The organism is Rhodococcus sp. BP-332 (assembly GCF_019836065.1).
In the GTDB taxonomy this organism is placed as follows: domain Bacteria; phylum Actinomycetota; class Actinomycetes; order Mycobacteriales; family Mycobacteriaceae; genus Rhodococcoides.
The window spans coordinates 814,703-833,123 of record NZ_JABUEC010000003.1 but is presented as its reverse complement, the minus strand read 5'-3'; the positions used below and the strand labels follow the sequence as shown (position 1 = coordinate 833,123).

The window sequence follows — 18,421 nt, the reverse complement described above, 5'->3', positions numbered from 1 at the left end:
TCGCAGCGGATTCCACCAACAGTGGCAGTAATGACATATTTCGTCGTTTTCCTGCCATACTGGGTGACATGCTGACGAAGGTGGTCGTCCCGCTCCTGCCGTTGACCGAGGCGTTCGAACTGGGTGTCGCGTGCGAGGTCTTCGGATTCGACCGGTCGGACGACGGACTGCCGGTCTACGACTTCTCGCTGATCGCAGCCGTCCCCGACCCGATCCGCACTCGGTTCGGCTACTCCATCGACGTCCCGTACGACCTCGATCGACTCGACGACGCGGATCTGATCATCATGTCCGCGGGTGGTACCGCGACGGCGCCGGACGGCACGTTCGCCTGCGGCACCGGTGACGGCCACGACCTCGAGCCGCTGGCCGAGAAGTTGCGCGCTGCCGTGGCGAGAGGCGCGCGCGTCGCGAGCCTGTGCACCGGCGCCTTCGTTCTCGGCGAGGCGGGACTGCTGGACGGACGTCGGTGCACGACCCACTGGCGCCATGCGGCGCGCCTGGCCGAGCGCTTTCCCGGCGCCACGGTCGACTCGAACGTGCTCTACGTCCAGGACGGCAACGTCTACACCAGCGCGGGAACCGCTGCCGGGATCGACCTGTGCCTGCACATCGTGCGGTCCACACAGGGCGCCGCGGTGGCCAACGGCATCGCACGACGCATGGTGGTGCCCCCGCACCGTGACGGCGGCCAGGCCCAGTACGTCGCGGTGCCCGTCCCCACCTGCGACTCGGACACCCTCGCCCCGCTCATCGACTGGATCGCCGAGAACCTGCGCGAGGACCTCACCGTGGACGTCCTGGCAGCACGCGTCTCGATGTCGCCCCGCACCTTCGCTCGCCGATTCCAGGCGGAGACGGGCACGACCCCGGCACGCTGGATCAGCGATCAGCGCGTTCTCGAGGCGCAGCGACTCCTCGAGTCAAGTGACCTGTCGGTGGACGCCGTCGCGGACACCGTGGGATTCGGTTCCGCGGCGGTGTTGCGCCAGCACTTCCTGCGGCTACGCCGCACCACACCGCAGTCCTACCGGCGCACCTTCCGGGCGGCGCCCGTCTCGGTCTGATCGAATTCGGGAATGACGGCGCGGGTCCGCCTGTTGACGGTGGACAGAACACCATGCCGGAGCCCACACGAGGTGGGTCGGCACTCACGACGAAAGGATCCTCGTGGCAACGCAGACCCTCACCCAGCAGAACTTCGACGAGACCGTCACCGGTAACGACGTCGTTCTGGTCGACTTCTGGGCCGACTGGTGCGGACCGTGCAAGCAGTTCGCCCCGACGTTCGAGAAGTCCTCGGAGCAGCACCCCGACGTCGTGTTCGGCAAGGTCGACACCGAGGCGGAGCAGGGACTCGCCGCCGCCGCGAACATCCGCTCGATTCCCACGCTCATGGCGTTCCGCGAGGGCGTCCTCGTCTTCGCGCAGCCCGGCGCACTTCCGCAGGCGGCGCTCGAGGACCTGGTCGGCCAGATCAAGGGCCTGGACATGGACGACGTCCGCAAGCAGATCGCGGAGCAGCAGGCCGCGGCCGAGTGACCACCGCGGGCTGACACCCGCACCACGACGGCGGGCGACGGAAGAGATTCCGTCGCCCGCCGTCGTCGTCGTGTGGTCGCCTCAGTGTGCGGCGTCGTCCCAAGTGCGACCCGTTCCCACGGAGACGTCGAGCGGCACCGACAGCTCGATGGCGTGCGCCATCTTGTCTCGGACCAACGCCTCGACCTCGGCGCGTTCGGACTCGACGACCTCGAGCACCAGTTCGTCGTGCACCTGGAGGAGCATCCGCGAGGTGAGCCCGGCCTCGACCAGTCCGAGCTGGACGTCGATCATCGCGACCTTGATGATGTCGGCCGCGGTGCCCTGGATGGGGGCGTTGAGGGCCGCGCGCTCGGCGACCTCGCGGCGCTGACGATTGTCGCTCGTCAGATCCGGCAGGTAGCGGCGACGTCCGTAGAGAGTCGAGGTGTAGCCGACCTTGCGCGCCGCCTCCACGACCTCGTGCAGATAGTCGCGCACCCCACCGAACCGGGAGAAGTACGCCTCCATCTGCTCCTTGGCCTCCTCGGTGGAGATCTTGAGCTGCTGGGAGAGGCCGTAGGCACTGAGCCCGTACGCCAGTCCGTACGACATCGCCTTGACCCGGCGGCGCAACTCCGGCGTCACCTCGTCGATGGGCACCCCGAAAGCGCGCGACCCGACGAAGCTGTGCAGATCCTCGCCGGTGTTGAAGGCCTCGATGAGCCCCTCGTCCTTGGAGACGTGCGCCATGATCCGCATCTCGATCTGGCTGTAGTCCGCCGTCATCAGCGAGTCGTAACCCTCGCCGACGACGAAGCCCTCCCTGATGCGACGGCCCGCGGACGTCTTGACCGGAATGTTCTGCAGGTTGGGCTCGGTGGAGGACAGCCGACCCGTCGCGGCGATGGTCTGGTTGAACGTGGTGTGGATGCGCCCGTCGTCGCTGACCGACTTGAGCAGACCGTCGACCGTCACCTTGAGCCGCGTGGCGTCCCGGTGATCGAGCAGGTGCCGGAGGAAGGGATGCTCGGTCTTCTCGAACATCGACTGCAGCGCTTCGGCATCGGTGGTGTAGCCGGTCTTGGTGCGCTTGGTCTTGGGCATGTCGAGCTCGTCGAACAGGACCACCTGCAACTGCTTGGGTGACCCGAGGTTGATCTGCTTGCCGATCACCGCATAGGCCGCCTCGGCGGCGACGCCTACCTCCCCGGCGAACTGGCTCTGCAGGTCGTGCAGATGATCGAGATCGATCGCGATACCGGTGTTCTCGACGGTGGCGAGCACGCCGAGCAGCGGCAGCTCCATGTCCCAGAGCAGCGGCGCGGACTCGATCTCGTCGAGCTCACGGTCCAGCGCGTCCGCGAGATCCAGCACCGCCTGCGCTCGCAGTATCTCCCCCTCGGCCACCGCTGCCTGCGTCTCGTCCTCGCTGTCGAGCAGGGACAGCTGGGCGTCGCCGGCGTCCTCGATGCGCAACTCGCGCTTGAGGTACCGCAGCGACAGGTCGTCGAGCGCGAAGCTCCGCTGCCCCGGTCGGACCAGGTAGGCCGCGAGTGCGGTGTCGCTGGTCAACCCTGCGACGGGCCATCCGCGACCGCGCAGCGCATGCAACGCCCACTTGGCCTCGTGGAGCGCCTTGGGCCGCGACTCGTTCGCGAACCAGGCCGCGAGCGCCTGCTCGTCCTCGGCGGTGAGCCCGATGGTCTCGACGTAGGCACCCTCCCCGTCCGCCGACGCGAACGCGACGGCCGACGCGTCACCGTCGAACGGGGACCGCGTCCCCACGACGGAGAGCCCGGTGCGGACACCGTCCTGCGTGTGCGCCTCGAGCCACTCGGCGAGCTCGCCCGGTTCGAGCGCGCGGCCCCGCACCTCGAAGCCCTCCTCCGCCTCCGGCTCGGTCGACGAGAGGGTGGCGAAGAGCCGATCGCGCAACACACGGAACTCGAGATCGTCGAACAGCGCGTGCACGCGCTCGCGGTCCCACGGCGCCAGCTGCAGCTGATCCGGTGTGTACGGCAGAGGGACGTCGCGAACCATCTCGGTGAGCTGGCGATTGAGGACGACGCTGGAGAGATTGGCGCGCAGCGCGTCGCCGACCTTGCCGCGCACGGTGTCGACCTTGTCGACCAGGTCCTCGAGGCTGCCGTACTCCCGGATCCACTTGGTGGCGGTCTTCTCCCCCACCCCCGGGATGCCGGGAAGATTGTCGCTGGGGTCTCCACGCAGCGCCGCGAAGTCCGGGTACTGGGCCGGGGTGAGTCCGTACTTGCTCTCGACCTCCGCCGGCGTGAACCGCGTCAGGTCGGAGACGCCCTTGCGCGGGTAGAGGACGGTCACCTGGTCGTTGACCAACTGCAGCGAGTCCCGGTCGCCGGTGACCACCAGCACCCGGTACCCCGCCGCGACCGCCTGCGTGGTGAGGGTGGCGATGATGTCGTCCGCCTCGAAGCCCGGCTCCGCCATCACCGGGATGCCCAGTGCTCCGAGGACGTCCTTGGTGATGTCGATCTGGCCCGCGAACTCGTCGGGCGTCTTGATGCGATTGGCCTTGTACTCCGGGAACTTGTCCGCCCGGAAGGTCTGACGAGAGACGTCGAAGGCCGCGCCGACGTGCGTGGGCGACTCGTCCCGCAGCAGGTTGATGAGCATGGAGGTGAACCCGTACACCGCGTTGGTGGTCTGCCCGCTGGTGGTCTTGAAGTTCTCGGCGGGCAGGGCGTAGAAGGCGCGGTACGCCACCGAGTGACCGTCGATCAGCATCAGGAGGGGCGAGGACTCGGTTACTGGACTCACGCAGGTCAGTCTAGGGAGGCGTACCGACACGGGCGTGGTCGGCGGTCGACCGCTTCGAAACAAGACTGAAACATCGAAGAAATCGAAGCGGCCGTTCTCGATACCCGGAGCCCGATAGAGTCCGACAATTGCAAGCAGAGCCGAGATTCCTCGGCGTTAGTCGACCGTCCGAGAGGACCCCCGTGCCCCCCTCGAGTCCTCGACGGCCCGGACGAACGACGGCCACCGCCGCCCTCGTCCGCGCGCTCGTCGTCGTACTCCTCGGCCTCATCGCCGCAGCCACCTTCGGTGGAACGGCCCTGGCCCAGGAACCCACTCCGTCCCCCACTCCGAGCTCGAGCTCCCCACCCGCGAGCGGCTCCGAGTCCGACTCCGCTCCACCCGCCGACGCGGTGAACGTCAGCGGCAGCCTGAACAACGCCGGTGAACGCCTCGTCGGCGTCGACGTCGTGGCCCTCGACTCCGGAGAGTCCGAGGTGGCTCGCACCACGTCGGAAACCGGTGGGCGATGGACACTTCCGGTCTCACCCGGCAGTTACACGTTCCGCGTCGACCCCGAGACCCTGCCCGACGGTGTCTCCGTGCAGGGCGACGTCGAACGCACCGTGGAGGCAGGTCGCGCCAACACCGTCATCTTCAGTTTCGGTGAGGAACGCAGCGCCACGGTCGTCCCGTTCTACGAGAAGTTCCTGCGCACCACCATCGACGGGCTGCGCTTCGGACTGGTCATCGCGCTCGCCGCGATCGGTCTGAGCCTCATCTTCGGCACCACCGGGCTCACCAACTTCGCCCACGGCGAGTTGGTCACGCTCGGCGCCGTCGCGGCATGGGTCTTCAACCAGAAGCTCGGGATCCAGCTGATCCCGGCGACCGTCCTGGCGGTGATCGTCGGTGTGGCGGTCGGCTGGGCGAACAACGCCGGACTCTGGAGACCGCTGCGCAGACGCAAGACGGGCCTCATCGGCCAACTCGTCGTCTCGATCGGTCTCGCGATCGCCCTGCGGTACCTGATCCTCATCTTCTTCTCCGACCGCGCCGAGCCGTACAAGGACTACCAGGCGCAGGTGCAGCGTGAGTGGGGGCCGTTCGCCATCACCGACGTCAACCTCGCCTGCATCGTCATCAGCGTCGTGGTGCTCGTGCTCGTCGCGCTCATGCTGCAGAAGACCCGTATCGGCAAGGCCATGCGCGCCGTCGCCGACAACCGCGATCTCGCCGCGTCGTCCGGCATCAACGTCGAGCGCGTCGTGACCTTCGTCTGGTGCATGGGCGGCGGTCTCGCCGCTCTGGGCGGCGTGCTGTTCGGGCTCTCCGAGCTCGGCGGACGCGTCCAGTGGGAGATGGGCTTCAAGCTCCTCCTGCTCATGTTCGCCGGCATCACCCTCGGTGGCCTCGGTACGGCGTACGGCGCCCTGCTCGGCTGTGTCATCGTCGGTCTGTTGGTGCAGTGGTCGACGCTCGTGATCAACCCCGACCTCAAATACATCGGAGGATTGCTCGTCTTGATCGTCATCCTCATCGTCCGGCCGCAAGGCATCCTGGGCTCGCGGCAAAGGATCGGCTGACCATGGACATCATCGGAGCAATCCAGGTATCGCTGGCCCAGCTCGTCGGGCCCTCCGCGATCTTCTACGCACTTCTCGCCATCGGACTGAACCTGCACTTCGGCTACGCAGGACTGCTCAACTTCGGTCAGATCGGCTTCGCCCTGCTGGGCGGATACGGCGTCGGCATCATGACCATCACGTACGAACAGCCGCTGTGGCTCGGCATCCTCGTCGGACTCGCGGCAGCCGGTCTCCTCGCGCTCGTGCTCGGTATCCCCACCCTGCGACTGCGGGCGGACTATCTCGCCATCGTCACCATCGCGGCGTCGGAGATCCTGCGACTGGTCTTCCGGTCCACCGCGTCGAACGGTGTCACCGGATCGACCAACGGCCTCTTCGGTTTCGCCGATCCGTTCACCAACCTCAGCCCGTTCGACTCGGGCAAGCAGTACTCGTTCGTCGGCGTGAAGTTCTACGGCGACGACCTGTGGGCCATGGTGGTCGGATGGTCACTGGTGCTGATCCTGTGCGGACTCGTGTACCTGCTCACGCACAGCCCCTGGGGACGCGTCCTCAAGGCGGTGCGCGAGGACGAGGACGCCGCCCGCTCGCTGGGCAAGAACGTCTTCGTCTACAAGATGCAGGCCCTCGTCCTCGGTGGCGTCATCGGCGGTATGGGCGGCGTGTTCAACGCTCTGCAGACCAAGTCGATCAACCCCGACTTCTACTCGACGGCGCAGACCTTCTTCGCCTTCGGCGCACTGATCCTCGGCGGTGCGGCCACGGTCTTCGGTCCGGTCGTCGGAGCCATGCTCTTCTGGTTCTTCCTGTCGATCCCCGACGTGCTGCTGCGTCAGGCCGCCGCCGGCGACGACCCGCTCATTCCGATGACCGAACAGCAGGTCGGCGCCACACGATTCGTCCTCCTCGGCATCCTCATCGCGGTGCTGATGATCTTCCGCCCGCAGGGACTGCTGGGCAACAAGCGGGAGGTACAGCTCGATGCCAAGTAACACCATCGCGGCACGCAAGCCGCTCAGCGCCGAGGTGCGCGCGGCGTTGTTCGCCGACGTCGCGAACACCCCCGGCGTCGCCAAGCCCGACCCGACCATGGTGGTCGACGGCGTGTCCCGGACCTTCGGTGGCCTCAAGGCCGTCGACGTGGCACACCTCGAGATCCAGCGTGGCTGCATCACCGGCCTGATCGGCCCGAACGGCGCCGGCAAGACGACCTTGTTCAACCTGCTCACCGGGTTCGACCAGCCGGACACCGGGTCCTGGTCGATGGACGGCAAGTCGCTGGGCAGGATGACGCCGCACCAGGTGGCGCGCCACGGTGTGGTGCGGACATTCCAGCTGACGAAGGCACTGTCGAAGCTGACCGTGCTGGACAACGTCCGGCTCGGTGCCACGGGACAGAAGGGTGAGCGGATCTTCAACACGCTCATGCCGTGGACGTGGAAGGCGCAGGAGCGGGAGGTGACCGAGCGTGCGCGGGAACTGCTCGCGCGATTCAAACTCGACGCGAAGTCCGAGGACCTCGCGGGATCCCTCTCCGGCGGACAGCGCAAGCTGCTCGAGATGGCGCGAGCGCTCATGACCGATCCCGCCGTCGTCATGCTCGACGAGCCCATGGCCGGCGTCAATCCCGCACTGACGCAGAGCCTTCTGGGCCACATCAAGTCGCTGCGCGACGACGGCATGACCGTCGTCTTCGTCGAGCACGACATGGACGTGATCCGCGACATCAGTGACTGGGTCGTGGTCATGGCTCAGGGCAGCGTCATCGCCGAGTCCGCGCCCGCGCAGTTGGCGGACAACGAGGCCGTCGTCGACGCGTACCTGGGAAGCCACCACGATCAGGCGCTCGAGTTCGACGCCGACGGAAATCCTGTGGGCGCCACGGCAGAACTGGCCGAGGCGCTCGAGCAGGCCGAGGTCGAGACACTCGAGTCGGGCGGAGATCTCTCCGCGGCCGAACCCGAGATCGGGACGGACAAGAGGACCACGACATGACCGAATCCGGAGCGACCACATCCGGGGGAACCGGGCTCACCGCAGCAGAATTCGCGGCGACACCGGACGAACACCGCCGCCTGGCCACCGACGCGCTCGTGCGTGCCGACGACCTGGTGGCCGGATACATCCCCGGCGTGAACATCCTGAAGGACTGCAACTTCTATCTGAACGACGGCGAGATCGTCGGCATCATCGGCCCCAACGGTGCCGGCAAGTCGACGTTGCTCAAGGCACTCTTCGGTCTCATCCCGATCCGCAGCGGATCCGTCACGCTGCGCGGCGACACCATCACCTCCGCCGAGGCACACGTGCTCGTGACGAAGGGCGTCGGTTACGTTCCGCAGACCCAGAACGTGTTCCCCTCGCTCACCATCGAGGAGAACCTCGAGATGGGGATCTACCTGCGGCCGAAGAAGTTCCAGGAACGGTTCGACTTCGTCAGCGAGCTTTTCCCGCTGCTGTCGGAGCGTCGCAAGATCAAGGCGGGCGCACTGTCCGGTGGCGAGCGGCAGATGGTCGCCATGGGCCGCGCGCTGATGATGGAACCGTCCGTGCTGCTGCTCGACGAGCCGTCGGCCGGACTGTCTCCGATGTTCCAGGACGAGGTCTTCATCCGCTGCAAGAAGATCAACGCGGCGGGCGTCTCCATCATCATGGTGGAGCAGAATGCTCGCCGGTGCCTCCAGATCTGTGACCGCGGCTACGTGCTGGATCAGGGCAAGAATGCGTACACCGACACCGGCACGAACCTGATGAACGACCCCAAGGTCATCGAGCTGTACCTCGGCACGTTGGCGGGGAGCAAAGAGAAGAAGTAGTACCCGCGCACACCGACAGGGGCGCTCCGAGTTCGCTCGGGGCGCCCTTCTCGCTGTCTGCGGCCCCTCACCCTCGGCGAGTACGTCCGAAGTGCCGTGCAACGAGCCGTATTCACAGCACTGTCGACGTACTCGCGGACGGGGAGCCCCGAGCACGACAGCAGAACGGGCCCGACTCCAGTGGAGTCGGGCCCGTTCCGGGCTACTGCAGATCAGCCGCCGACGACGATGTAGTCCTCGGTGGTGAGCTTGTTGTCCGGTCCGAAGACCAGCTTGCCGTACGAGCCGACGGACGGCTCACCGCCGTCGGTGAACGCGAGCTCACCGGTGACACCGTCGTAGTCGATGTCGGTTCCGGCCTTCACCAGCGGCAGGCACTCCTGGAACGTGGTGCACTTCGTTCCGTCCTTGGTGACGGAGTTGATGTTCGCCGCGATGTCGACACCCGCGGTGGACTTCGCCTGCTCCGCGGCCAGGGCGGAGATCACGACGGCGTCGTAGGACTCACCGGCGTAGTTGAAGTCGACCAGAGCCGGGTTGACGGCCTTGAGACGGTCCTGGAAACCGGCGCCCACGTCGGTGAGCGGCGTGGTGCCACGCATGGTGTCGAGCAGGCCGGGTCCGACCGACTCGCCGAGGGCGTTGCCCATGTTGCCGTCGACGCCGTAGACGGCGGTGCCGTCCGACGGTCCGATGCCGATCTCGTGCATACGGGTGATGATCTTCGCCGACTCCTCGAAGCCGATGATGGCGACGGCGTCCGGGTTGAAGTTCTTCACCTGGTCCACCTCGGCGTTGAACGACTGCGCGTTGGGGTCGTAGATGATCTTCTGGATCTGGTCGGACGCGATGCCGGCGTCCTCGAGGTTGGTGACAGTGTTGCTCGCCAGGCCCGTACCGTACGGGTCGTTGAGCGCGAGGATGGAGACGCGCTGGCCGCCGTCCTCGGCGATGAGCTGCGAGAGCGCCTGTGCCTGAAGCACATCGGTCGGTGCCGTGCGGAAGTACTGGCCCTTGTCCGCATAGCAGACGAACTGGTCGGAGGTGTTGGCCGGCGAGATCTGCACGACGCCGGCGCTGGCGATCTTGTCGATGACCTTGAGGGACACCGAGGACGACGCTGCACCCAGGATGACACTGACGCCGGCCGCGAGCTCGCGGTCGACGGTGCTGTTCGCGGTGTCCGTGGTGGTGTCGCCCGAGTCGCCGGGGATGAGCTCCATCGGCTGGTCGAGAACGCCACCGGCGCCGTTGACGTCGTTGACTGCGAGCTGCACGCCGGCGACCTCGGGCGGGCCGAGGAAGGCGAGGCTACCGGTCTCGGGAAGCAGTGTGCCGAGCTTGAGCGGAGTGGTCACCGGCGTCGCGCCGGCAGTTGCCTGCTCGGGTGTGCAGTCGGTGTCCACGGTGGCCTCCGCAGCTGCGGAAGAGCCGCCGGCAGCGCTGGTTTCGCTGCCGGAACTCGAATCGTCGCTCGAGGAACAGCCGAACAGGGCGAGCGAAGCGACGCTCACCACCGCAGCCGTCCGAACGATGGTTCGTCTTGCCATCTGTCGTCTCCTAGAAATATGTGCGTCACGCACCCGATACCGTGACGCTCGTGAAGGAGAACCTATCGCTCCCCGACGGTTCGCGACCCGTGGAACAAGCCCTGTGACCTTACTGTGACGTCTACGCAGCCAGTTTTAACGCAGCCGTAGCCTGGCACAGTCTTCGAGGCCGGATCACGGCACTCGGTGTCACGCGACGGGGGCGTCTCCGAGCGTCTCGATGACGACGGAGGCGACCGCTTTCATGGTGGTGCGGCGGTCCATCGCGGCCCGCTGGATCCACGTGAAGGCCTCCGGCTCGGAGAGCGACTGGGACGTCATCAGCAGACCCTTGGCGCGCTCGATGAGTTTGCGCGTGTCGAGGCGGTCGTGGAGATCCGCGATCTCGGTCTCCAGCGCGGAGATCTCGGTGAACCGGCTGGCGGCCAGTTCCACGGCGGGCACCAGGTCCGCCTTCGTGAAGGGCTTCACCAGATACGCCATGGCGCCGGCGTCGCGGGCCCTCTCGACGAGTTCGCGCTGGCTGAAGGCCGTCAGGATCACGACCGGAGCCAACCGAGCCGCGGCGATCTCGGAGGCCGCGTCGATACCGTCTCGACGCGGCATCTTCACGTCCATGATCACCAGATCCGGAACCAGGGCGCGGACGAGGTCCACCGCTTCCTGACCGTCCGCGGCCTCGCCGACGACGTCGTACCCCTCCTCGCGCAACATCTCCACGAGGTCCAGCCGAATGAGTGACTCGTCCTCCGCGACCACCACACGACGTGGCTGCGACGGTGCCGGTGTGTTCACGCTGACTCGCCCTCCCTCGATGCACTGCTCCCCCGCGGCGGCGCCGTTCTCGACGCTGCGCCCGGGCCGTCGTCAGGGTACCGGTGCACCGCAGCCGGCACCGATCTTCTACACTCGGTGACCGCACCAGCTCGCCCCGCGAGCGGTTCGCCCTCGTATCCCAATTGGCAGAGGAAACGGATTCAAAACCCGTGCAGTGTGAGTTCGAGTCTCACCGAGGGCACCAGTACATGCAGGCAGGGGCGTTTTATAACGCCACGCAAGGCGTCGTGGACGCACTCAACCCGGCTCCACCCCGGTCACCAGCGGGGCACAGTGTCAACAAGACGGCTGTGTCAGACTTCCCGATATGACCGGAGACGCTTCAGAACACTCGGACGGTTGGGTGGCCCAGTTGTGGCTCAGAACGAGCGATGCGTACGACCGAAGGTGCACATGGAAGCGCAGTTTGAGCGAAAAGCGGAACAACGCGTTTGCGGACGTCGCGCAATTGTACAACGGCGCCGACGGGTCTTCTGACGGGTCCGCAATTGCCATTGATGCTCAAGCTGAGGTTATCTGACCGTGGTCGAGGAAAAGCGATACCAGGTGTTTGTCAGTTCCACATACACGGATCTGACGAAAGAGCGCGCAGCCGTCATCCAAAGCATTCTGCGGATGGATCACTTACCTGCCGGTATGGAGATGTTTCCGTCCGCAGATGACGACCAGTGGGAGCTTATCAAGCAAGTCATTGACCAGAGCGATTACTATGTCGTAGTAGTAGCTGGCCGTTACGGCAGCATCATCGACGCTGACGGAATTAGTTATACGGAAAAAGAGTATGACTACGCCGTAGAGAGTGGTATCCCGGTACTGGGTTTTGTCCACAAGGATCCAGGGAGCATTCCTGATAGTCACACCGAGCATAAAGAGGACGCGCGTGAATTGCTTGAATTGTTCCGCGAAAAGGTCAAGTCCCGTCCGGTAAACTTCTTCGGCTCACCGGAAGAACTGGGCGGACTAGTAGTAACAAGCCTCATACAGGCGACGAGGAGAAAACCGCGTGTCGGTTGGATTCGTGGCGATAAAGCCATGACGGTCGAAACAGAAAAAGAAATTCTGGATCTGCGCAAGGAATTGGATGCGGCACGCACCGCCCAGGCCGAAGCCGAGAGATCCCTCGTTGAAGACACAACGAAACTAGCCCAAGGCGAGGACGAAATATCAATTCCATTGAGAGTGAAATACTTTCTTCCTAGAGGGAGAAAATGGGAATACGTTAGCTTCAATGTAAAACTGACATGGGACGAAATATTCGGATCAATTGGAGCATTGCTGATAGACGAGGCAACGGTCGAACAAGTGAAGGATCGTTGCGACGACGAACTTGTGAAACATCTCACCGATGCAGACCTCGACGAAATTCCAGAGGAGTCACAGTCTTCTGAATCCATACTCGAACGAGCTGATTGGGAAACGGTTGAGTTTCAGTTGCGTGCGCTTGGACTGATTGATTCGGGTGTTAAGAAGCGCGGCGTTCAGGATGACAATAAGTATTTGAAATTGACCAGCAAGGGGCTGCGGCATCTTGCTATCCTCCGAGCGATCAAGCGACCCGAGACCTCACCGACCGAATAACTGCACCACGTTCGTTAGTTTTGCGATCCTCTCCTCCGCCGGTGTAGCGACTGAGGGGGCGGCTGGTTCGGGGAGTTGCTTACCCGCGCCGCCGTCTTCGGCCGGAATCCAATCGCCATAGACGTCGAGGGTGAGCGACGCCTGGCCGTGGCCGAGCCATCGGCTCACCTGTAGGAAGTGCACACCTGCCATGAGCTGCATCGTGGCGAACGTGTGTCGGAGGTCGTGCAGCCGGACGCCGAGCCGCGCGGGTTGCGTGCCTGTCGCTGGTTGGCTGACCGGGAGGCCTGCTGCCGCATATGCCGGACGCAGGATTGTGTTGTAGAACGTGCTCAGGTGAATCGGCTCAGACCAGTCCAACGGGGCCACCGCCGCTTGACCGGCACGGCGAGCACCACCCACGCCCCGGCTGGGCCACAACGGCGCTGCGGGGTCGTCCGCGTTGGGACGGTCAACCACGTACGCGCGCATCCGCTCGGCCAGCCAGGGCGGCAGCGGAACGGATCGCCGACTCCTCCGCGACTTCGGCGTAGTCGCCTTCCACACTCCCGCGCGGCGAGCCTTGGTCCGTCGCACGTGCACCAGGCAACGCGTCTCGCCCGGTGCCGTGGTGAACGCAAGATCAGCGATCTCTAGGCCGCTGCATTCCGCGCTGCGCAGTCCCGAGTACGCCAAGAACAACCCCATGAGTTCGTACATGGGGTGGCGCTCCCCAACGATGGCCGCAACCCTGGCCCACCTGCTCGCCGGTCAGTGTGTGATGTCGAACTTCTCATGGTCGCACCGCGTGACCGCCGCCGAACTCCACGCGCTCTGCTGAGTTGGACTCGATGGCGTCGTGTTGCGGGGCGTCTTTCAGCACTCGTTTGAACGCCGACCACGCGTGTTTGACGGTTTTGGGAGCGATGCCGCGTGCAACGAGTTCGGCGAGGTAGTTCTCGCACTGCCGGGGCGTGATGCTACCGACTGCGCGCCCGCCGAAGTCGTCGAGCACGTAGCACCGGAAGGATGCGACGCTACTCGACAACTGTCGCTTCCTCATGGCTCCGCGTGCAACCTGGATGTCCATCGACCGCGACCATCCGGCGACGTGGTACCAGAAGGGCAGGTCGCTCCCTCGCGTTGGTCAGCCTCGAGCAATCCGCGCCTATGGGGGTGCAGCACACGAGAATCGACCTCAGCCCATGGATTCAATCGGCCCAGATCGTTGGGCCCGCACACCAGTGATAGAAGCGACAATGCGGCGTTCGCCTACCTGAACAACATACTCGGGTGACGAGATATTAATTGCCCTGCCTCTATTCCAAGCCCAATAATTTTCTCTTGGCGGCGATAAATTCATCCTCTGTCAGAATGCCCGTTTCCCGATAAGCCGCCAGCTTTGCAATCTCCGAGTTCAAGTCGAGGTCGGGGTTCTTGGCCGAGTTCACGGGAGCGGGGTCACGGGCTGGGACCGCGGACGAGTAGTTCACCGTTTGCGTGCGCTCCTTCAACCGCAAGTTATCTCTCGCCTCGTTCGAAACCCTGTTGAGCAGTGCTACGCCTTCCCGGAAATTCGGTACGTCGACCAGTTCGACGCGTTCGCTCTGCCCGCTTCCGGTCCTGTTGGCCCATAAAACGATCGTTCCGACGCCACGCGCCTTCTGCGTCATGGTCTGACTCGCGTCGACATCATGTATCTCGTGTGTGCGTATTTGCTGCGCTCTGGTAGAGATTGTTCCGCGTTCGAAATGAAGATACTCGGCAGTCAGCTTGTATCGCCCGCCCCCGATCCCAGACAGTGGCTTGCCCACCGCCGACCACAGCGCATTCGGATCCGACGAGGGATCATCTTTGGCGAGAACACTACGGCCAAGCCGTGCCGCACTCTGAGTGAAACTGTTTGCGGACCTAGCGGCCGGCTGTACATGCTCAGTCCATTGTGTGCCGTCCCACCAGCGAACGGATCCGTGCCCGTCATCGAACCAACCCGCGGGCGCACCACCTTCTGTCATGGGTAGATAGTAAACCGGACGGTTTCGAGTGTGGCTGACAGTCCCGGCGTGTTCGGTCGCTCTCAGGTCATCGACCGAACATCCAGGGACAACGCGAATCCCGGATCGGCCGCCCCCGTCGTCAGGCGCAGCACGTGGCGCCCCACCCGTCGGCATGCGAAGGAGATCGGGAACGCCACAGCCTGCTGCTCCCCCTCGAGGTGACCGGCGACGGGCAGTTCGAACACGTGCAGAGGCTCGTCCTCGCCGTCCGTGATCTCCACCCGTACCCGCTCACCCGACACGTCGTCGGGGCCACGCTGCAGCAGGACCACCAGGTAGGCCTCGACGGGCTGCGCGAGGGACGGGAGCACACACCAGTCCCAGATGCCGCCGAGCACGTCGAGCTTCTGGTCCGACTGGCGCGCGTAGTCGGCGAAGAAGGCACTCGTGACGATCATCGGACGACCCCGGCGGTGGGCACCGTGATCTGATGGGACGACAGAACCGCCGCATCATCGAAAGGCTCCGTCGTGTCCGTTCTGCTCTCCGCCGCCGTCGTCGCGGCGGGTGTCGGTTCCGCTGCGGTGGCCGGCGTCCTGCTGGCCTTCTCCATCGCCGTGATGCCGGCGCTGGGCGTACAGCCCGCGTCCGCCGCCACGGCGGTGATGACGCGCGTGAACGTGGTCATCGTCGCTCCCGTCTTCATGGTCCTGCTGTTCGGTACCGCGGCGGCATCGGTCCTCGCCGCCGTCACCGCGTTCCTCGAGCCTGGCACACCCGCCGTTCTCGTCGCAGCGGCGGCGGCGCTCTACGTCGCGGGTTGCCTCGGCGTGACCGTCGCCGTCAACGTGCCGCTCAACGTTCGGCTCGCTGCCGCGGAGGACGTGTGGCCCGAATACCTCACTCGGTGGACCCGGTGGAACCACGTCCGCGTGATCGCGGGACTGGGTGCGTCGGTGCTGTTCGTCGTCGCCGGTGTCGCAGCATGACGGTGGTGCACGGCTTCGCCCCGCTCGTCGGCGACTCGCCTCGCACGCTGGTGCTCGGTTCCATGCCGGGGGTCGCGTCGCTGACGGCCGAGCAGTACTACGCCCATCCGCGGAATGCGTTCTGGCCCATCATGACTCATCTCTTCCACCTACCCGGGGATGCCGGGTACGCGGAGCGCGTGCGCGCACTCACGGCCGCGGGCGTCGCGGTGTGGGACGTTCTCGAACTGTGCACTCGCGAGGGCAGTCTCGACTCGGCCATCGAGAGCGACACGGTGGTGCCGAACGACATCGACGCGCTGCTCACGGCCCACCCCACCCTGGACCGCATCGTGTTCAACGGCGCCGCGGCGGCGCGGCTGTTCGCTCGCCACGTGGCGCTGTCCCGGCCCGTCGAGACGTTCCGTCTGCCGTCCACCAGCCCTGCCCATGCCGCCCTGAGCACGGCGGCGAAGGTCGACGCCTGGCGCATCGTCGCGAGGGAAGACCGGTGACCGCGACGGCCTCGAGTCTGCGCTTCGCGCTCCTCGTCACCGCCGCGAGCGGGTTCCTCGATGCCTACACCTACGTCAGCCGAGGCGGCGTCTTCGCCAACGCGCAGACGGGCAACGTGATCTTCCTGGCGATCGAGGTGTCTCGGACGCACTGGCGGGACGCGGCCCAACACCTCTGGCCGATCCTCGCGTTCGTGGTCGGTGTCTCGATCGCCAACGTCATCAAGACGGGACGCGCCGAACGCCGAGTGCACCGGCCGATCCGGTGGTCCATCGCGGCGCAGGCAGCCATCCTCGCCGTGGTGGGCTTCGTACCCGCCACGGTGCCGAATGCGCTGGTCACCGTGCCGATCTCGTTCATCGCCGCGCTGCAGATCGCCCTGTTCCGGAACATCGGCGATCTCAACTACATCGCGATCGCGATGACCGGAAATCTGATGCGCGTGACCGAGGCCGGCTTCGCTGCGATCGTCGACCGCGACTCCGCCGGCCGACGGGCGTTCGGTGTCTACAGCGCCGTGATCGCCGTGTTCGTCCTCGGCGCACTGGCCGGCGCCGCCGCGACCGGGTCCGTCGGCGTCCGCGCCGCGTGGATACCGGCCGCGGTGTTGGCGGCGACGCTCGCGATCTTCGTCATCGACGAGCGCACGCCCTGAACACCCCGGTCAGTCGTGGCTCACCGGTGACCCCGATGCGACCATGCCCCGCGCCAGCTCGAGTCGACGTCGGACGGCCGTGATCAACTCGTCGTCCGTCAGCGCGGCGGCGCTGGCGGCCAACTCGATCGACGCGTCGACTTCTCGAGGCTCGAGGTAGCGCGCGACGACGAGCGCCTCCACCGGATTCCGACCGAAGTGCCGTGCGACCGCGATCACGCGATCCGCACTCGGCGTGTTCTTCCCCAGTTTCCATCTCGAGACCGACGCGGGGTCCACCCCTGCAGCCCGCGCGATCTCCACTTGTGATGCTCTGTCTGTGACGCGGTTCAGATACTCCCACCACGTCTCCCCCACCCCGGACGTCTGATCCATGGCGCGAACACTACTGACACGGACGCAAGTTCACGCGCAGTGTGTCGATTGCCCGCCCGCCAGTGCATGTGTACCTTTCGTCTCGTGCGCGCAACGAGCGCGACACGATCGATCACCGGGGGGAATCGATGGCGAATCTCGAGCTGGACCGCGACGGGCTGGAACGACTACGGCGCTTCGCTCACATCACGACCGACGGGCAACTGGCCGAACGCATCGGGGTCGACCCGGCCACGGTCTCCCGCATTCTCAGCGGGAAGTGCGCGCCCGGAACGAAATTCATCGCCGGCCTGCTCTCGGAGTTCGGGACCGACCGCTTCGACGACGTCTTCGTGGTGACCGACGACCGCGTCATCGTGCCGGGAAATGGCGGATGAGCCCTTCCTGCACCACGGTCGCCACCAATTCTCCTCCGCGCGAGAAGAATCGGCCGGTGGCCAGTCCGCGGGACCCCGCGGCGACCGGCGACTCGGTGGCGTAGAGCATCCACTCGTCGAAGCGGAACGGACGGTGGAACCAGATGGAATGGTTCACTGTCGCGGCCACGATGCGGTCGAAACCCCAGGACAGACCGTGTGTGGTGATGATCGAGTCGAGCACCGTCGTGTCCGACGCGTATCCCATCGTGGCGACGTGCAGAGCGGGATCGTCGGGCAACGGTCCGTCGGACTTCATCCATACCCTGTTGTGGTTCGACCGTTCTCCGGTGCCCTTCATGATCCAGGCCGGATCATTGGCGTACCGCATGTCGATCGGCTTCAGCGCGTCCACGAACATCTTCAGACGGTCCTCGTACCCGTCGAAGTGGTTGCCCAGCGGCGGCAGCGATTCCGGGTACTCCACCTCGGGCCACTCGACGCTGTGCTCGAGGCCGCCGCGCGAGTCCTGGTAGGCGGCGAGCATGACGAACAGCTCCTCGTCACCCTGGTAAGCCGTCACCTGACGGTTGGCGAAGGCGCGGCCGTCACGATGACGTTCCACGCGGAAAGTGATGTCTCGCTTGACATCTCCGCCGCGAATGAAGTGTGCGTTGATGGCGTGGATCGGCCTCGCCCCGCTGACGGTGCGGCCGGCCGCGACCAGCGCCTGGGCGACCAGCTGTCCGCCGAACGTTCTGCTCCCGACCTCTGCCGGGTGACGGCCGACGTAGGTGTTCTCGTCGACCTCCGTGAGGTCGAGGATGTCCAGCAACACGTCGAGGTCGCGTGAGCGCCCCGCCGTGGCGATCGGCGCGTCCCCCCGACGCGCCGATTCCGGTCTGT

At 65.6% G+C, this 18,421-nt stretch carries 20 protein-coding genes and 1 tRNA gene; 12 read left to right on the top strand and 9 right to left on the bottom strand.

Features of this window, described 5'->3' with window-relative positions; genetic code table 11:
* The first annotated feature begins 68 nt into the window (after positions 1 to 68).
* Both HQ314_RS15085 and trxA read left to right on the top strand, forming a co-directional pair.
* Entirely contained in the window at positions 69 to 1,067 is a 999-nt protein-coding gene (locus HQ314_RS15085) for a GlxA family transcriptional regulator (RefSeq protein WP_027506765.1), read from the top strand.
* Positions 1,068 to 1,170: 103 nt separating this feature from the next.
* A complete protein-coding gene (gene trxA / locus HQ314_RS15080; RefSeq protein ID WP_027506766.1) occupies positions 1,171 to 1,542 on the top strand; it encodes a thioredoxin in 372 nt (123 codons plus the stop codon).
* An 81-nt stretch (positions 1,543 to 1,623) separates the two neighbouring features.
* Here trxA and polA read toward each other — a convergent pair whose 3' ends face one another.
* Positions 1,624 to 4,287 carry a DNA polymerase I gene (gene polA, locus HQ314_RS15075; RefSeq protein ID WP_222650528.1) on the bottom strand — a complete coding sequence of 888 codons (2,664 nt, stop codon included), beginning with the start codon at positions 4,285 to 4,287 and terminating at the stop codon, positions 1,624 to 1,626.
* A gap of 215 nt (positions 4,288 to 4,502) precedes the next feature.
* Between polA and HQ314_RS15070 the strand changes: the two genes are divergently transcribed.
* The 4 genes from HQ314_RS15070 to HQ314_RS15055 are packed head-to-tail and all read left to right on the top strand — an operon-like array spanning position 4,503 to position 8,704.
* On the top strand, positions 4,503 to 5,885 hold the full coding sequence (locus HQ314_RS15070; RefSeq protein ID WP_027506768.1) for a branched-chain amino acid ABC transporter permease: 1,383 nt from the start codon (positions 4,503 to 4,505) through the stop codon (positions 5,883 to 5,885).
* A gap of 2 nt (positions 5,886 to 5,887) precedes the next feature.
* On the top strand, positions 5,888 to 6,880 hold the full coding sequence (locus tag HQ314_RS15065) for a branched-chain amino acid ABC transporter permease (protein WP_027506769.1): 993 nt from the start codon (positions 5,888 to 5,890) through the stop codon (positions 6,878 to 6,880).
* A complete protein-coding gene (locus HQ314_RS15060; protein WP_027506770.1) occupies positions 6,870 to 7,883 on the top strand; it encodes an ABC transporter ATP-binding protein in 1,014 nt (337 codons plus the stop codon). The genes HQ314_RS15065 and HQ314_RS15060 overlap by 11 nt, the downstream gene beginning before the upstream one ends.
* Positions 7,880 to 8,704 carry an ABC transporter ATP-binding protein gene (locus tag HQ314_RS15055; protein ID WP_027506771.1) on the top strand — a complete coding sequence of 275 codons (825 nt, stop codon included), beginning with the start codon at positions 7,880 to 7,882 and terminating at the stop codon, positions 8,702 to 8,704. The genes HQ314_RS15060 and HQ314_RS15055 overlap by 4 nt, the downstream gene beginning before the upstream one ends.
* Before the next feature lie 212 nt (positions 8,705 to 8,916).
* Here HQ314_RS15055 and HQ314_RS15050 read toward each other — a convergent pair whose 3' ends face one another.
* Positions 8,917 to 10,254 carry an ABC transporter substrate-binding protein gene (locus tag HQ314_RS15050; protein WP_027506772.1) on the bottom strand — a complete coding sequence of 446 codons (1,338 nt, stop codon included), beginning with the start codon at positions 10,252 to 10,254 and terminating at the stop codon, positions 8,917 to 8,919.
* Between the two features lie 189 nt (positions 10,255 to 10,443).
* Positions 10,444 to 11,049 carry an ANTAR domain-containing response regulator gene (locus HQ314_RS15045; RefSeq protein ID WP_027506773.1) on the bottom strand — a complete coding sequence of 202 codons (606 nt, stop codon included), beginning with the start codon at positions 11,047 to 11,049 and terminating at the stop codon, positions 10,444 to 10,446.
* 149 nt (positions 11,050 to 11,198) lie between these two features.
* Here HQ314_RS15045 and HQ314_RS15040 point away from each other — a divergent pair.
* Positions 11,199 to 11,275 (top strand) — tRNA-Leu (locus HQ314_RS15040).
* Between the two features lie 338 nt (positions 11,276 to 11,613).
* Positions 11,614 to 12,669 (top strand): DUF4062 domain-containing protein, encoded by a 1,056-nt coding sequence (locus HQ314_RS15035; protein ID WP_222650461.1) that lies wholly within the window; start codon positions 11,614 to 11,616, stop codon positions 12,667 to 12,669.
* Here HQ314_RS15035 and HQ314_RS15030 read toward each other — a convergent pair.
* From HQ314_RS15030 to HQ314_RS15020, 4 genes are all read right to left on the bottom strand, one after another.
* Positions 12,655 to 13,368: a site-specific integrase gene (locus tag HQ314_RS15030; RefSeq protein WP_261781659.1), complete on the bottom strand. Its 714-nt coding sequence runs from the start codon at positions 13,366 to 13,368 to the stop codon at positions 12,655 to 12,657. The genes HQ314_RS15035 and HQ314_RS15030 overlap by 15 nt on opposite strands.
* A gap of 73 nt (positions 13,369 to 13,441) precedes the next feature.
* Complete coding sequence (locus HQ314_RS21435) at positions 13,442 to 13,663, bottom strand: hypothetical protein (RefSeq protein WP_261781658.1); 222 nt, start codon at positions 13,661 to 13,663, stop codon at positions 13,442 to 13,444.
* A gap of 304 nt (positions 13,664 to 13,967) precedes the next feature.
* Complete coding sequence (locus tag HQ314_RS15025; RefSeq protein ID WP_222650460.1) at positions 13,968 to 14,663, bottom strand: DUF2510 domain-containing protein; 696 nt, start codon at positions 14,661 to 14,663, stop codon at positions 13,968 to 13,970.
* A 62-nt stretch (positions 14,664 to 14,725) separates the two neighbouring features.
* Positions 14,726 to 15,103 (bottom strand): hypothetical protein, encoded by a 378-nt coding sequence (locus HQ314_RS15020; RefSeq protein WP_222650459.1) that lies wholly within the window; start codon positions 15,101 to 15,103, stop codon positions 14,726 to 14,728.
* A 72-nt stretch (positions 15,104 to 15,175) separates the two neighbouring features.
* On the opposite strand from HQ314_RS15020, the gene HQ314_RS15015 reads away from it, so the two are divergent.
* The 3 genes from HQ314_RS15015 to HQ314_RS15005 are packed head-to-tail and all read left to right on the top strand — an operon-like array spanning position 15,176 to position 16,784.
* Positions 15,176 to 15,634, top strand: coding sequence for an anthrone oxygenase family protein (locus tag HQ314_RS15015; protein WP_308119418.1), 459 nt, complete (start codon positions 15,176 to 15,178; stop codon positions 15,632 to 15,634).
* Entirely contained in the window at positions 15,631 to 16,128 is a 498-nt protein-coding gene (locus tag HQ314_RS15010) for a DNA-deoxyinosine glycosylase (protein ID WP_222650458.1), read from the top strand. Before HQ314_RS15015 ends, HQ314_RS15010 begins: the two co-directional genes overlap by 4 nt.
* Entirely contained in the window at positions 16,125 to 16,784 is a 660-nt protein-coding gene (locus HQ314_RS15005; protein ID WP_056447941.1) for a YoaK family protein, read from the top strand. Before HQ314_RS15010 ends, HQ314_RS15005 begins: the two co-directional genes overlap by 4 nt.
* Positions 16,785 to 16,793: 9 nt before the next feature.
* Here HQ314_RS15005 and HQ314_RS15000 read toward each other — a convergent pair whose 3' ends face one another.
* On the bottom strand, positions 16,794 to 17,159 hold the full coding sequence (locus HQ314_RS15000) for a helix-turn-helix transcriptional regulator (protein WP_082544652.1): 366 nt from the start codon (positions 17,157 to 17,159) through the stop codon (positions 16,794 to 16,796).
* Between the two features lie 128 nt (positions 17,160 to 17,287).
* Between HQ314_RS15000 and HQ314_RS14995 the strand changes: the two genes are divergently transcribed.
* On the top strand, positions 17,288 to 17,536 hold the full coding sequence (locus HQ314_RS14995; RefSeq protein ID WP_027506778.1) for a helix-turn-helix transcriptional regulator: 249 nt from the start codon (positions 17,288 to 17,290) through the stop codon (positions 17,534 to 17,536).
* Here the strand turns inward: HQ314_RS14995 and HQ314_RS14990 are convergent.
* Entirely contained in the window at positions 17,511 to 18,386 is an 876-nt protein-coding gene (locus HQ314_RS14990; protein ID WP_027506779.1) for an acyl-CoA thioesterase II, read from the bottom strand. The genes HQ314_RS14995 and HQ314_RS14990 overlap by 26 nt on opposite strands.
* Between the last annotated feature and the right edge of the window lie 35 nt (positions 18,387 to 18,421).